This window comes from Bradyrhizobium sp. LB13.1 (assembly GCF_054056815.1).
In genome coordinates, this window is record NZ_JBSRYQ010000001.1 from 3,827,062 (window position 1) to 3,840,694 (window position 13,633).

15 protein-coding genes and 1 pseudogene are annotated in these 13,633 nt (G+C 64.1%); 8 read left to right on the forward strand and 8 right to left on the reverse strand.

The features are described from left to right. The 4 genes and pseudogenes from fabF (at position 1) to gmk (ending at position 4,336) form a co-directional block, all read left to right on the forward strand. Positions 1-1,266, forward strand: coding sequence for a beta-ketoacyl-ACP synthase II (fabF, locus tag ACVWYI_RS18010; protein ID WP_354103636.1), 1,266 nt, complete (start codon positions 1-3; stop codon positions 1,264-1,266). Positions 1,267-1,392: 126 nt separating this feature from the next. Further along, positions 1,393-2,668: pseudogene (gene mltG / locus ACVWYI_RS18015) on the forward strand (endolytic transglycosylase MltG). 117 nt (positions 2,669-2,785) lie between these two features. Then, complete coding sequence (locus tag ACVWYI_RS18020) at positions 2,786-3,673, forward strand: YicC/YloC family endoribonuclease (protein ID WP_247346310.1); 888 nt, start codon at positions 2,786-2,788, stop codon at positions 3,671-3,673. Between the two features lie 3 nt (positions 3,674-3,676). Next, positions 3,677-4,336, forward strand: coding sequence for a guanylate kinase (gmk, locus tag ACVWYI_RS18025; protein ID WP_247346312.1), 660 nt, complete (start codon positions 3,677-3,679; stop codon positions 4,334-4,336). On the opposite strand, the gene ACVWYI_RS18030 is transcribed toward gmk, so the two are convergent. From ACVWYI_RS18030 to ACVWYI_RS18040, 3 genes are all read right to left on the reverse strand, one after another. Continuing rightward, positions 4,269-5,462, reverse strand: coding sequence for a hypothetical protein (locus ACVWYI_RS18030; RefSeq protein ID WP_456662782.1), 1,194 nt, complete (start codon positions 5,460-5,462; stop codon positions 4,269-4,271). The genes gmk and ACVWYI_RS18030 overlap by 68 nt on opposite strands. 938 nt (positions 5,463-6,400) lie before the next feature. Then, positions 6,401-7,012: a dioxygenase family protein gene (locus tag ACVWYI_RS18035; protein ID WP_456662783.1), complete on the reverse strand. Its 612-nt coding sequence runs from the start codon at positions 7,010-7,012 to the stop codon at positions 6,401-6,403. Then, the gene (locus ACVWYI_RS18040) at positions 7,012-7,992 is read right to left on the reverse strand and encodes a Bug family tripartite tricarboxylate transporter substrate binding protein (protein ID WP_456662784.1); all 981 of its coding nucleotides are present in this window, start codon (positions 7,990-7,992) and stop codon (positions 7,012-7,014) included. Before ACVWYI_RS18040 ends, ACVWYI_RS18035 begins: the two co-directional genes overlap by 1 nt. Positions 7,993-8,105: 113 nt before the next feature. Here ACVWYI_RS18040 and ACVWYI_RS18045 point away from each other — a divergent pair, with 113 nt between their 5' ends. Next, positions 8,106-9,074, forward strand: a complete 969-nt coding sequence (locus tag ACVWYI_RS18045; protein ID WP_456662785.1) for a LysR family transcriptional regulator — start codon at positions 8,106-8,108, stop codon at positions 9,072-9,074. Positions 9,075-9,169: 95 nt separating this feature from the next. Beyond that, positions 9,170-9,334: a low affinity iron permease family protein gene (locus tag ACVWYI_RS18050; RefSeq protein ID WP_247346323.1), complete on the forward strand. Its 165-nt coding sequence runs from the start codon at positions 9,170-9,172 to the stop codon at positions 9,332-9,334. Positions 9,335-9,363: 29 nt separating this feature from the next. Here the strand turns inward: ACVWYI_RS18050 and ACVWYI_RS18055 are convergent, their stop codons facing one another. Then, positions 9,364-9,627, reverse strand: coding sequence for a helix-turn-helix domain-containing protein (locus ACVWYI_RS18055; RefSeq protein WP_456662786.1), 264 nt, complete (start codon positions 9,625-9,627; stop codon positions 9,364-9,366). Between the two features lie 166 nt (positions 9,628-9,793). Here ACVWYI_RS18055 and ACVWYI_RS18060 point away from each other — a divergent pair, with 166 nt between their 5' ends. Together ACVWYI_RS18060 and ACVWYI_RS18065 are read left to right on the forward strand one after the other, a co-directional pair. Next, on the forward strand, positions 9,794-9,937 hold the full coding sequence (locus ACVWYI_RS18060) for a hypothetical protein (RefSeq protein ID WP_456662787.1): 144 nt from the start codon (positions 9,794-9,796) through the stop codon (positions 9,935-9,937). A 170-nt stretch (positions 9,938-10,107) separates the two neighbouring features. Next, positions 10,108-10,845, forward strand: coding sequence for a Crp/Fnr family transcriptional regulator (locus ACVWYI_RS18065; RefSeq protein WP_456662788.1), 738 nt, complete (start codon positions 10,108-10,110; stop codon positions 10,843-10,845). Here ACVWYI_RS18065 and ACVWYI_RS18070 read toward each other — a convergent pair. The 4 genes from ACVWYI_RS18070 to ACVWYI_RS18085 all read right to left on the reverse strand — a co-directional run bounded on the left by ACVWYI_RS18070 (position 10,824) and on the right by ACVWYI_RS18085 (position 13,611). Next, positions 10,824-11,576: a Crp/Fnr family transcriptional regulator gene (locus tag ACVWYI_RS18070; RefSeq protein WP_456662789.1), complete on the reverse strand. Its 753-nt coding sequence runs from the start codon at positions 11,574-11,576 to the stop codon at positions 10,824-10,826. The two genes, ACVWYI_RS18065 and ACVWYI_RS18070, sit on opposite strands and share 22 nt — an antisense overlap. A 334-nt stretch (positions 11,577-11,910) precedes the next feature. Beyond that, positions 11,911-12,147: a hypothetical protein gene (locus ACVWYI_RS18075; RefSeq protein ID WP_456662790.1), complete on the reverse strand. Its 237-nt coding sequence runs from the start codon at positions 12,145-12,147 to the stop codon at positions 11,911-11,913. 75 nt (positions 12,148-12,222) lie between these two features. Beyond that, positions 12,223-12,384, reverse strand: a complete 162-nt coding sequence (locus ACVWYI_RS18080) for a Flp family type IVb pilin (protein ID WP_456664539.1) — start codon at positions 12,382-12,384, stop codon at positions 12,223-12,225. A gap of 168 nt (positions 12,385-12,552) precedes the next feature. Further along, the gene (locus ACVWYI_RS18085) at positions 12,553-13,611 is read right to left on the reverse strand and encodes an alcohol dehydrogenase (protein ID WP_456662791.1); all 1,059 of its coding nucleotides are present in this window, start codon (positions 13,609-13,611) and stop codon (positions 12,553-12,555) included. Between the last annotated feature and the right edge of the window lie 22 nt (positions 13,612-13,633).

Below are 13,633 nucleotides of genomic sequence, written 5' to 3' on the forward strand. Positions count from 1 at the left end.
ATGAGGCGGGTTGTCGTCACGGGTCTTGGCATGGTTTCGCCACTCGGCTGCGGTGTCGAGCCGACCTGGAAGCGCATCCTCAACGGCGAAAGCGGCGCACGCAGGATCGAGAGCTTCGATGTCTCCGATCTTCAGACCAAATACGCCTGCACCGTCGTGCGCGGCGACGGGACGAACGACACTTTCGATCCCGATATCTGGATGGAGCCGAAGGACCAGCGCAAGGTCGACGACTTCATCATCTTCGGCATGGCCGCGGCCGGCCAGGCGCTCGACGATGCCAATTGGCATCCCGCGACCGAAGAGGACAAATGCGCGACCGGCACAATGATCGGTTCCGGCATCGGCGGCCTCAACGGCATCGCGGACACCGCGATCCTCCTGAAGGAACGCGGGCCGCGCCGGGTGTCGCCGTTCTTCATTCCGGGCCGCCTGATCAATCTCGCCTCCGGCTATGTCTCGATCAAGCACGGGCTGAAGGGGCCGAACCACTCGGTGGTCACGGCCTGCTCGACTGGTGCACATGCGGTCGGCGATGCCGCCCGCCTGATTGCGCTCGGCGATGCCGACGTCATGGTCGCCGGCGGTGCCGAATCGCCGATCGGCCGCATCGGCATTGCTGGCTTCAACGCCGCGCGTGCGCTCTCCACCGGCTTCAACGAGACGCCCGAGAAGGCCTCGCGTCCCTATGACAAGGACCGCGACGGCTTTGTGATGGGCGAGGGTGCCGGCGTTCTGGTCCTGGAAGAGCTCGAGCACGCCCGGCGCCGCGGCGCGAAGATCTATGCCGAGGTGGTCGGCTACGGTCTCTCCGGCGATGCCTATCATATCACCTCGCCATCGCCCGATGGCGATGGCGGCTTCCGCAGCATGGCGGCAGCGCTCAAGCGCGCCGGCCTCACGCCGTCCGATCTCGATTACATCAACGCGCACGGCACCTCGACACCGCTCGGCGACGAGATCGAGCTCGGTGCGGTGGAGCGCCTGCTCGGCAACGCCGCCTCCAAGGTCGCGATGTCCTCGACCAAATCGTCGACCGGCCATCTTCTCGGTGCAGCCGGCGCGATCGAGGCGATCTTCGCCATTCTCGCGATTCGCGATAATGTCGTGCCGCCGACCATCAATCTGGACAATCCATCGGTCGAGACTGCGATTGATCTCGTGCCGCATAAGTCGAAGAAGCGCGAGGTCAACGTCGCGTTGTCGAATTCTTTCGGTTTTGGCGGTACCAACGCGTCGGTAATCTTTCGGCGTCCGGTCCACTAGTTTGTGTTTTCGACGAATCCACCGATTTGCCGTATTCGGCGATAGTCATACAAGTGGGCGCGTGTACTTGGCCGGACAAGCGATTGTCAGGCCGCATTTGAAACCGGCAGGATTCAGGTTGCTTCGATGAGTGAAAGGCCGCCCATTTCGCCCCGGAGTCCGCGGGCAGCGCTTGAGCCCGAGCAGGTCCCGCCGCCGCCGAAGCGATCGGACCGCGCGCGCAATCCCTTCGTGATCGTCGGCAACGGCATCATCACCCTGCTGCTGATCGCGATGATCGGCGCGGGCGGCGTGTACTATTACGGCCGGCAGGTGCTCGAGGCGCCGGGACCGCTGAAGGACGACAAGATCGTCAACATCCCGCAGCGCGCCGGCAAGCGCGACATCGCCGAGACGTTGAACCGGGAAGGCGTGACCGACGTCAATCCGTGGGTATTCATCGCCAGTGTCGCTGCGCTGAAGGCGAGTTCGGATCTCAAGCCCGGTGAGTATTCGTTCCAGAAAAACGCATCCTTGCGCGACGTCGTCGCCACCATCGTCGAAGGCAAAGTGGTGCAGCATGCCGTGACGGTACCGGAGGGCCTGACCTCCGAGCAAATCGTGGCGCGGCTGTCCGACAACGACATCTTCACCGGCAGCGTGCGTGAGCTGCCGCGCGAAGGCACGCTGTTGCCAGAGACCTACAAATTCCCGCGCGGGACGCCACGTGATCAGGTGGTCCAGCGTATGCAGCAGGCGCACAAGCGCGTGCTGACCGAGATCTGGGAGCGCCGCAATCAGGACATTCCGGTCAAGAGTCCGGAGCAACTGGTGACGCTGGCCTCGATCGTCGAAAAGGAAACGGGCAAGCCCGACGAGCGCAGCCGCGTCGCCGCGGTGTTCGTCAACCGCCTGAAGCAGCGGATCAAGCTGCAGTCCGATCCCACGATCATCTATGGCCTCGTCGGCGGCAAGGGCACGCTCGGCCGTCCGATCAAGCGCAGCGAGATCACGCAGCCCTCGCCCTACAACACCTATGTGATAGAGGGCCTGCCGCCGGGGCCGATCTCCAATCCCGGCCGAGCCTCGCTCGAGGCCGCCGCCAACCCGGCCCGCACCCGCGGACCTCTATTTCGTCGCCGACGGGACCGGCGGGCATGCGTTCACCGAGACCTACGACGCGCATCAGAAAAACGTCGCCAAGTTGCGCGCGATGGAAAAGCAGATCCAGAACGACACGGTCGAGCCGGCCGAGGACGCGCAGCCGCCGGCCGCCGCCGCGCCCGGCGCCGCCGATACGCCGACGGCGACCACGCCAGCCCGCCCCAACCAGCAGAAAAAGCCGCCGGCCGCTCGCCCCGCAGGACCGGCGCCGGCCCGGCAAGGCGCGGTGCAGCCCTCGCCCCCGGTGGTCCAGCGCTAGACCTGCGCGCAGACCTGCCTACGGGACTTTGCGCATTCCACTTTCCTGCAAAATAGTCTTAAGATTCGCGCGGCTTGATGGCCCCGCGAATCCCGTGCTTCTGGAGAAATTGACCTGATGGCGTTGTCGTCCATGACCGGCTTTGCCCGAAGCCACGGCGCGAGCGGGCCGTATACGTTCGAATGGGAATTGAAGTCGGTCAACGCCAAGGGCTTTGACCTGCGCGTGCGGCTGCCGCAGGGGTTTGACGAGCTGGAGGCCCACGCCAAGAAACGCGCCGCCGAGCTGCTCTCGCGCGGCACCGTCTACGCCAATCTGACCGTCAAGCGCGCCAATGCCGCCACCACGGTCCGCGTCAACGACGACGTGCTGAACGCCGTCCTGAAGGCCGCCGCCGTGATCGCCGGCAAGGTCGATGCAGTCGCACCAAGCGTCGACGGGCTTTTGTCCATCAAGGGTGTCATTGAGGTCGCCGAGCCCGAGGGCGACGAGGAGGAGGACAAGGCCGCGCGCGCCGCGGCCGCCGACGCCTTCGACAAGGCGCTCGCCGAACTCGTCGGGATGCGCAAGCGCGAAGGGACTTCGCTGGGGCAGATACTGATCCAGCGGGTGGACGAGGTCGAGCAGCTTGCGAAAAAGGCCGAGGCCGCGCCCGGCCGCAAGCCCGAGGCGATCAAGGCCAGGCTCGCCGAGCAGATCGCGACGCTGCTCGACACTTCAGACCGTTTCGATTCCGACCGCCTGATGCAGGAGGCGATCCTGATCGCGACCAGGGCCGACATCCGCGAGGAGCTCGACCGCATCGCCTCGCACATCGCGCAGGCGCGCGAGCTGATCGGCAAGGGCGGCCCGGTGGGGCGCAAGCTCGACTTCCTGGCGCAGGAGTTTCACCGCGAGGTCAACACCTGCTGCTCGAAGTCGAACGACATCGAGCTGACCAATACGGGGCTCGCCATGAAGAACGTGGTCGAGCAGTTCCGCGAGCAGGTCCAGAATCTGGAGTGATCGATGACGATTGGCGGTCACGGAACTGACGGTGTCGAGCGGCGTGGATTGATGTTCGTGCTGTCCTCGCCGTCGGGCGCGGGCAAGACGACGCTGTCGCGCATGCTGATTGCGGAGACTCCAGGTCTCCAGATGTCGGTGTCCGCGACAACACGGCCGATGCGGCCGGGCGAGGTCGATGGGAAGGACTATTTCTTCGTCGATCAAAAACGCTTCGAAACGATGGTGCAGGCTGGTGAGCTACTGGAATCGGCTCACGTCTTCGGGAATCGTTATGGCACACCGCGAGGTCCGGTCGATGCTGCGCTAGCGTCTGGGAACGATGTGTTGTTTGACATCGATTGGCAAGGGACCCAGCAACTCCGCGATCGTTCAGGAAAGGATGTCGTTAGCGTTTTTATCCTTCCGCCGTCGGTTGCTGCACTTGAGCAGCGCCTGCATACGCGTGCGCAGGATTCAGATGAGGTCATCCGCGGCCGCATGAAAAAAGCGGGCGACGAAATGAGCCACTTCGACGCTTACGACTATATCGTTGTCAACGACAACATTGGCCTCGCATTCGAGGCTGTGCGTTCGATCCTTCGCGCCGAGCAGCTTAAGCGCGAACGCCAGGTCGGACTTGAAGGCTTCGTGCGGGGTCTACGTAATCAGCTCGAGAAATAGCTGGTTGCCTCAGCCGCGGCCCTTCCTGCGCCAGCCGTTCCAGCATCGCCGTGATCACGTCGACGTCGACAGCGTCCTCGATTTGCACACCATCATCGCGAACGGCCGGCTCTTCGTCAGTGACGTCGTTGGCCGCGAGCCGCGGCGTTGCGGCCTCGATCTCGAATTCTCCGTTGAACATGTCGGCGTCGTCGAACGCTGCGGCCTCGTCGCGGGCCTGCGGTGCTCGTGCGTGGATCACATCGATCTCGCGATCGATCGCGGCGAGCTGTGCCGTCTTGAGCGGCCCGGCCTGCGGACGCACGGCATCGAAATCGACCGGGCGCGGCTGCTGCGCGCGCGGCGCGCCGGCCGGCGCTGCGTTGAGCCAGGGCGCGCGGCCGTCGTCGTGATCGTGCGGCTCAAAATTGTCCCAGTTGACGCGGCGATGGTCGGCGGCCTGGACGCGTCCGCGTCCGCCGGCGAACCGATAGATGATGCTGGCGAGGATGCCGGCAAGTGCCAGCGCGCCGCCGATCGCGAGCAGCAGCATCTGGAGTGAGCCGGTCGGCTTGTCGGCGGAGCTGTCGGCCGCAGCCAGAGCCATCGGAGCAGGGGATTTCGCCGGCTTCGCGCTCGGCTGCGCGGCAGCCGCGACAGGGGCGGGCGATGGCTGCACTGCGGGCGTGACGGACGCCGCGGAGGCATCGGGCCAGCGCGCGTCGACGGCGGGCTGCTGCGCGTTGGTGTCAGCGGAGGGGCTCGCAGCTTGTTGCATCGGCGCCGCCGGCGTCTTCGGCGCGGCAATGCTCTGCGGGGTCAGATATTCGGCGCGCGCATCCTGCACCGGGTGTTGCTGCGGCGCGGCTGAATCTGCTGTCGGCGTATCGGCCGCAACCCGTGCGGTTTGTGTGGCCTTGCCGCCTTCGGCGCGCAGATACCAGCACTGCCGCTTGGTCCCGCGCTCGAGGCGATAGTGCCAATGCTGGCCCTGCGGCGCGGCGCCCTTTGGCGAGGCAAGGCAGTCGCTCGCGGCATTTGCCGTGCTCGGTGCCGTCGGTGCATTCTGCGATACGGCGGCCAAAGGCGCGCCGGCAATGATGCTGCCCGCGAGGGCGGATATGAACTTTGCGGTGCGGTTGCCCATCCTGGTCTCCCGATTACGCCTGACGCAACTCGTTACCTTCCCTTTGTCGTCAAAGACTTGGGTGGCAATGAGCCGCGAATCCGGAGAGGATGTGGCTTGAATCGGGCCTGCGCGGCATTCGTTCCGCCGCGGAATCAGGTTTTTTCGCTGCGACTGCTTGCTCAAGGTCTCGGTTCCGCCGCAGCCGTCCGAGCGGCGGAAGGTTCCGGAGCCGCCGCAGGCACCGAGGGGCGGGAGCCGGGAAGGGAGCATGGTTGCGTGTTCCCGCGGCAGGTTTTGCCCGAGTCTTGCTTTTGTTCATCGCCCAATGGAGGCCAAAGGGCGCAGGGAAGGCCGGGCGCCGGCGGCACCCGTTGGTCCGTGCGCGACAAGAGTGCACACGGGGTGGACCGATGGGGTGGCCGATCGCCCGGCCTTCCCTGCGCGGATGGTTTTAACGGTGTCCTTCGTGCTCTCCCCGGGGAGCGATGCACTATTGCCCCCGTCGTCCCGCCGATGACTGATGCGCACGCCCGGTCGGGCCGCCACATCACCGCTGGGACTTGACGCACAGACCCCGGGCGTCAGGACCACACGACTTCTCCGTCCGCGGACGGACCCGCCTGATCATCAGGGGCTCGCGTGTGCTCACCCCTGACAACCGACCAGCCCGCTCTCCAGCGCCGTGTCGTACCGCGTCGCGTGAGGACTCACGGTTGCCCGCCCTGTCATCACGCTGCCCGCGCCGTCGCTGCCGCGTCCACCGCCACCCGGCCCGCATGTCGTGACGATCGCGAACGCCCCTTTGGCAGGGCCAGGATGACCGTCGTATGCCATAAATCCGAAATTCGGAAAAGTGAAATCTTTTTGAAGTGAGGGCTTGACGGGGTGTTTTGCCCGACGCGTCAGCCCGGTCGCGAATGACCCAAATCGGGCTTGGAGCCACCTGAAACCGCTTGTCATCCGCTGGCAAGAACAATGTCAAAATGCGCGACCAACGCATGCCTCTCAAGGCGTGATGGCGAATCTTGCAGAGTAACGATCAACCTTTCCGGATGCGGAGCCGCATTGAGCCAGCGGTCGGTCACGTTTTCTCCTTCGCCAGCGAAATACAGCTGGGTTACCAGGCAATCGAACCGCCCCTCGACGGCGAGGTGAATGTGCGGTGGCCTGACGTCGCCTTCTGCCGTCGGATAGCGACCCGGTTTGACCGTACGAAAGCTGTAGTGCCCGGCCGCATCCGTTGTGAGACGCGCGAAGCCTTTGAAATTGGGATCGAGCGGCGCTGGGTTGATGTCACTCGGATGACGATATTTCCCCGCTGCGTTGGCTTGCCAGATGTCGATGCGTACATGCGGCACCGGCGCTCCCCGACGCGTGAGCACACGTCCGCTGACATGGATGAGCTGGCCCAGTGCCTCAGCGGTGCTGCCGCTTGGACGCGCCAGATCGGTTGCCAGATCGGGGCACTGCGAGACCGGATAGAACGGGCCGACAATCTGCGGCGGCGTGATCGCCAATGCTGCTGCATCGCGGCCACTCGTTTGGGTTTTGGATGTGGTCTGGCTCATCAAGGTAGCTTGATATCCGCATCCTTCACGACCTTGGCCCAGTGGGCGATGTCAGTCCGGATTCCCTCACCAAATTCTGCAGCGGTGCCACCCACGGCCACGGCTCCTATTTTGTCGAGCGCGGCGTGGATCTTCGGTTCGACAAGGACCTTGTTAATTGCCTTGTTGAGCTGCGACGTTATTTCTGCAGCCGTACCACGCTTGGCTGCAAAGCCGATCCAATCGGCTGTCACCAGATCGGGAAGGCCTGCCTCGACCACAGTGGGAACGTTGCCCAGGGCAGCGATCCTGGTGGGGGCTGTGACGGCAAGCGCTCGCAACTTGCCGGTCGCAATGAGGTCAATAACTGGAAGCGTGGTGACAAACATGTATTGGACGTTGCCGCTCATCAGATCGGTGATTGCTTGGGAGAACTGCTGGTAGGGCACGTGGGTGGCGTGCACGCCCGCCTGCAATGCAAACATTTCGCCGATGAGATGCGACGGAGTGCCGAAGCCGGCGGAACAGAAATTGAGCTTCCCCGGCTTGCTCTTGAGCAGCGCCACCAGATCGGACAGCGAGCCGACCGGCAAGGAAGGCGTTGTAACGAGCACAGTGTAGGATTTCGATATCTTGATCACCGGATCGAAATCCACATCCGGCCGTACATCCGCCTTCGGAAGCAGAGACGGAGTGACTGTCATCGGAAGGCTCATGGTCAGCAGTGCATAACCGTCCGCCGGACGGCCGCTCACGTCGTTCATGGCAATGGTCTGCAACCCACCCGGGCGATCTTCCACCACAAGCCGCCAGCCTTCATTGGCCGCGAGCCCGTCGGCGACCATGCGGCTGATAATGTCGGGCGGTGTGCCCGCACCGGTAGGGACGACAATCCGTATGAGATTGGACGGATAAGGTTGCGCGACGACCTTCCCGGGCAGCAACAATCCCGCGAGGCTTCCGAGCAAGAAGGTGCGACGGGCTACATAAATGTTCGACATGGCTGCTCCAATCCTTGGCGGTGGAGGTGACCGCGGATTGGAGCTTGTCCTGCAGACCTATATATGAAAAGTTCTATTTTCCGATACTTCTATTCCATTTTAGAAAGGATAGCATGCTCAATGCATCCCAGATTAGCCATCGGATCAAGCTGCGGCAGCTGAACGTGTTTATCGCCGTCGTGGAATACGGGAGCATGGCGAAAGCGGCCGAGCACCTTGCCATTTCACAGCCTGTCATATCCAAGATGATCGCGAGCCTGGAGCAAACGATCGGCCTTCCGCTCCTAGAGCGCAGCCGGCTCGGTGTTGAGCCCACGCTTTATGGCAAGGCCTTACTCAAGCGTAGCATTGCGTTGTGCAACGATTTGCGGAGCGGCGTGGACGAGCTGCAATCGCTCGCTGATCCCGCGATGGGTGAATTGCGCATTGGCAGCACCGAGCCCGTGATGGCTGGATTACTGCCCGCCATTATTGACCGGCTGTCCCGGCAATACCCGAGGCTCGCGCTTCACATCATCGAGGGCGAACCGCCTGAGCTTCAGGATCGCCATCTGCGCAATCACGACATCGACCTCATGATAGGGCGCCTGCCGAGCTCGACGCCGGCTGCCGATACCGATGTTGAGGTGCTGTTGCACGAAAGCGGTGTCGTTGTTGCAGGCTTGCACAGTCCGTGGGTGCGGCGGCGCAAGATCCGCCTCGACGAGCTGGTCAACGAGCGTTGGTGCCTGCCGCCGCGCGAAAGTTTTCCGGGCGGCTGGATTGCCAACGCATTTCACGCCTCCGGACTGGAGGTGCCACGTGCCAGCGTAACCGTGTATTCGATCCTTATGCAGTCGGCGTTGCTTTCGTCGGAACGATTCCTGAGTTTCCTTCCGGCATCGATGTTGCACTTCAGCGCGAAGCGGCTGTCGATGAAGGTCTTACCCGTCGAAATGCCTATTCAGATGTGGCCGGTAGGGATCGTTGCGCTTAATGGCAGAACGCCAAACCCTGCTCAGCGGCTGCTCGTCGAGTGCGCTCGAGAGGTAGCGAAGCCGCTCGCAGGTAAGCGAAACGCCTCGCCCAATCGACGAAATTGACCGATTGTTCTTCTGCTTCTGCCACATCGCGTCGCCTGGGCGCGCTGGGCAACGGGCTTGAATGGCACTCGTTCGCGACGCTGGCGACATGGGGCATGACGCTGGTGATCCAGCGGACCGAGCACCGCGATACCCAGGCGACTCACGCCAAGCTCGACGAGCTGCTCAAGGCCAGCGGCCGCGCCGATCTGATGAAGGTCGATGACAAAGACGCCGAGCGGGTCGAGAAGGAGCGGGAGGAGATTCGACGGAGCGGGTAGCGCGTGCGGCGCCCCAGCTGGCGGCGCATTCACCCGCCTCGGTCAGGCCAGATAATCCGGCGTGAAATCCGCGAGCGTGCGGAGTTGGTCGGGTTGCAGCAGCTCGATCTCGCTTCCTCCCAGGCAATCAATCGGCGCTGTCTCAGTTCCTGGATGGTACGATTGACGTGGACGATCGACAATCCGCTGGCATCGGCAACGTGCCGCTGCTTCATCGGCATCTGGAAGCAGCCTTCCGCCGCACGCCCAACCGTCTCCAGTCGTGTCGCCAGCTCGCAGATCAGGTGCGCCACCCTGGAGAGCGCCGCCTGCCCACCGAGACGCGCGACCCACTGCCGCGCGCTCGCCGTCAGAGAGGTCCGCGATCGCCTGGAGCCGCTGGATGAATTTGGCGTGGGGTGTGTTGGCCGTGGGTGCAGTCATTCGTCCTTCGATGCTGGCGCGGAACGGAACTCGCGGATGGCGCGGGCCAATTCCCAGTCCGACATCGGCCGGCTCGGCTCCTCGTGCGCGGCCTCCCGCGAGATGTTCCTGATCCTGCCCGAAGCTTTGCTTGGGCCCCAGCTCAGCAATCCGCAAATGCGCTCCAGTACGGTCGTGTAACTCATGAGAGGAGGCGGCCCATTCCGCATTCGGGATTGATGAGAGTCAGGATCCAGACCGTTGCCGACGCACTTAGCAACCAGTCCCGTCGATGCGAGTTCTAGTCCGCGAGATTCTTGCCAGATGTATCAATTGATACAGTGGGCACCTTTTTTTCGCGGACCCTGTGCATGGAAAAAGCATATGACGTGCTGATCCGGAACCTGTGCGAGCACACCGCGCTCGCGCTGGAGGACATCGCCGAGATCCGCGCGCTCACCTTCATGCTGCGCGAGGTCGCGCCGAACGAAGATTTCATCCGTCAGGGCGATGAGCCCGAACATTCGGCACTGGTCGTCACAGGCATGATCGCGCGCTACCATCTGCTCGGCAGCGGGCGGCGGCAATATCTTGCGTTCCATCTGGCCGGCGACCTGCCCGATGCGCAGGGTCTGTTCATCGACCAGATGGATCACGGCTTGAGTGCGTTGGGGCCAGCCTCGATCGCCTTTATTCCGCATCGCCAATTGTTCGCTGCCTTCCGGCGGCGGCCGACCTTTGCTCTGGCGGTCTGGCGCGAAACGCTGCGCGATGCCTCGATATTTCGCGAGGCCATCACCAACAACAGTGCGCGGCCGATGCAGGCGCGCATGGCGCACCTGTTCTGCGAGCTGTTCTACCGCGCCCGCGCGGCGCAGCTCGTCCGCGGCAATCGCTGCCGTCTGCCGATCAGCTTGGCGCAGCTCGGCGAGACGTTGGGCATGGCGATCGCGACGGTGAACCGGACGCTCGCCGACCTCAGGCGGAGTGGGACCATGGACTTGCGCGACAGCGAGCTGATCGTCCTGAAATGGCGCGAATTGCAGCGGCTCGGAGACTTCAGTCCGATCTATCTACACCTCAAGCGTCAGTCGCCGCCGCCAGCGTGAGGCCGCAAAGTGTCAGCCGTCGGCAGATGGCGCCCGCCCAGCACTTCGTCGAAATGCTTCTTCACCCAATCGTTGCAACGGCAGGCTCTGGCTTCGAGCGCCGGCGCGTCGAGGATCAGGATGGCGCCACGGCGGGTCGCGAGGATCCGCCTCGCCTTGAACATCTGGATGACGCGGCTGGCATAGCTGCGGGACACGCCGAGCATGCCGGCGAGCTGCTCGTGGGTGAGGGGGATCTGGGGGCCGCCGATGTGCTCCTGTGCCGAGATGATCCACTTGGCGGCACGCTGCTCGATCGAATGGGCGGCGTTGCAGGCCGCGGTCTGGAGCAGCTGCGCGAACTGGCAGTCGGCATAGCGCGAGAACACCTGATGGAGCGTGGCCGACCTCTGCTGGGTCTGCTCGAGCGAGCGCAGCGGCAGCCGCATCAGGGTGCCGCCCAGTTTCACGACGATGCGCGAATAGGCGAGCGAGGCGCTGCGGCCGGCGGCAATGCCCACCGCGCCCTCGTGCCCCACCAGCAGGCTTTCGACCTCGCGATCGTCCTCGACCGGCACCGCGAACGACACCAGAGTGGAGCCGCAAGGAAAATGAACCGCCGTCATCTCGTCGCCGGCGTGATGCAGGATGTGGCTTGCCTCGAGTTCGACCGGCTGGAGGTGAGGCGCGAGCAGCTCGAAATCCGGATAACTGAGCCGCTGGAGAAGATCGTTCTGGGGCCGACCGGTCACATGACTTGCTCTGGCCGGGAATCGGCACCAGCCAGAACCCTACGTTTCCGTGACAGGGCCGACGGTTCCAAAGTGCACACAAGGCGTTTTTCGGGCGTTGAAAAGTTGGCCTCTGGCTTGCGGAATCCGGAAGTCGGCGGGGCCGCGTGGCGCGGCCGAACCGGAGGCATTCAACTTCATGAACTCTTGTGCAGGAGTGCACACAGCAGGCACGCGGATCGGCGTAGCGTCCTCGCTGCGGAGCGACGCACCCCGCGCGCTCCGCCCGACGGACCGCCGGCCTATACCTGTACGCCGCCGGGGCCGGCAACCCCGAGGGCGGCGGCGACGTTCGTCACCCGAAGCGGGCTTCGCAGTCGTGCGCGGACCGGCCTTTGGCTGCATGCGCGCGATAGGCATCGATCGCCTTGTTGGCGAGCATCAACTGGCGGCGTTCGCCAGTCCTGAGCTGGGCTTCGATGGCGTCGAGAAGGACGTTCGCGGACTCGTCCGGAGGGCCGAGCTCTCCGCTCTGCTCCAGGAAGCTCCAGGCGATGAAGAATGCGCTTTCGACGGTGCAACGAATGGACATGCGCTGCCAACGCAAGGCGGCCGCCGACGTTCCGCGCCCAAGGCGAGGTGCCGCGAACTAACGCGGGTGTCCGCGTTAGTTCAGCGAGGTGCGGATCGCGCTGAACTTCTTGTTCAGTGTCGAGCCGAGGTTGTTGACGACGGCGATGATCGCGAGCGCGATGCCGGCGGCGATCAGGCCGTACTCGATCGCGGTGGCGCCGGATTCGCCGGCGAGGAGGCGGCGAATGGTCTGCATGGTCTTGCGAGAATTGTCTTGCGAGAATTCCAGGAAAGAGCTGGCGAGGACCATATCCGCGGGCGGTGGGTTCCCCAATTCGGAACCGCACCTTGCGTCAATCGCGATCATCAAAGCGGGGCGCCGGGAGATCGATCCCGCCGCCACGGCCGCTCGATCCTTGCGTCGCTAATTCTTCAGCACGATGCGGCCGACCACCTTGCCGGCGCGCAATTCGTCGATCCATGTCTGGACGTCGCCCATCGGCTCCTCGCGCATCGGCGTCGGCTTGATCTTGCCGGCGCGGGCGAGCGCCATCAGCTCCTGGGCCTCGGTGAGCGTGCCGACCATGAAGCCCTCGATGGTCATGCGCTTGTAGACCCACTGCACCATCGGCAGCGTGAATTGGCCGCCCATCAGGCCGGAGACCACGATCTTGCCGCCGCGCGCGACGACGGCGACCGCGAAGGCCATCGACTTCTCGTTGCCGGCGAAATCGACGATCTCGTCGAAGCCGCCCTCGGTCTCCTTGAGGATGCGCTTGACCACATCGGGCTCGGCCGGATCGTAAGCCACCGCCGCGCCGTTCTTCAACGCGGTCTCGCGCGCGGCGCTGCTGAGGTCGGCGACCGTGATCGGCTGCTTGAACATGGCCTCTGCAAAGGAAAGGCCCATCATGCCGACACCGCCGAGGCCGATCAACAGGAGGTTGCGCTGGCGCGGACGGTCGACCAGGCGCTTGAGCGCACCGTAGGCGGTGACGCCGGAGCACATCAGGGTCGCAGCCTGGTTGACGGGCAGGGGGTCGTAGTCGAGCAGATATTTCGCGTCGGGCACCAGCACATGGGTGGCGAAGCCACCGTCGATGGAGACGCCGAGAAAGCGTTGCTTGGCGCAGAGGTTCTCGTCGCCATTGGCGCAGTCGCGGCACTGGCCGCAGCCGATCCACGGAAACACCGCCTTCTTGTGACCTAGGAGGCCGGTCGCTACCTCCGGACCAACTTCGTCGACCACGCCGGCGATCTCGTGGCCGAGCGTGAAGGGCAGCGTCATGCCGCGCGTGGTGTCGAGCTTCTTGCCGCCGCCGAGATCGGCATAACCGTCCTGGATGTGCAGATCGGAGTGGCAGAGGCCGCAGCGCTCGATGCGCACCAGCACCTCGCGCCCTGTCGGCTTTGGCGTGTCAACGATGGTCTCGCACAGCGGCGCATCGAACTTGACCAGGGACTGCCGACGCATCAACGCCATATTTCTTCCTCCAGAATTTCTG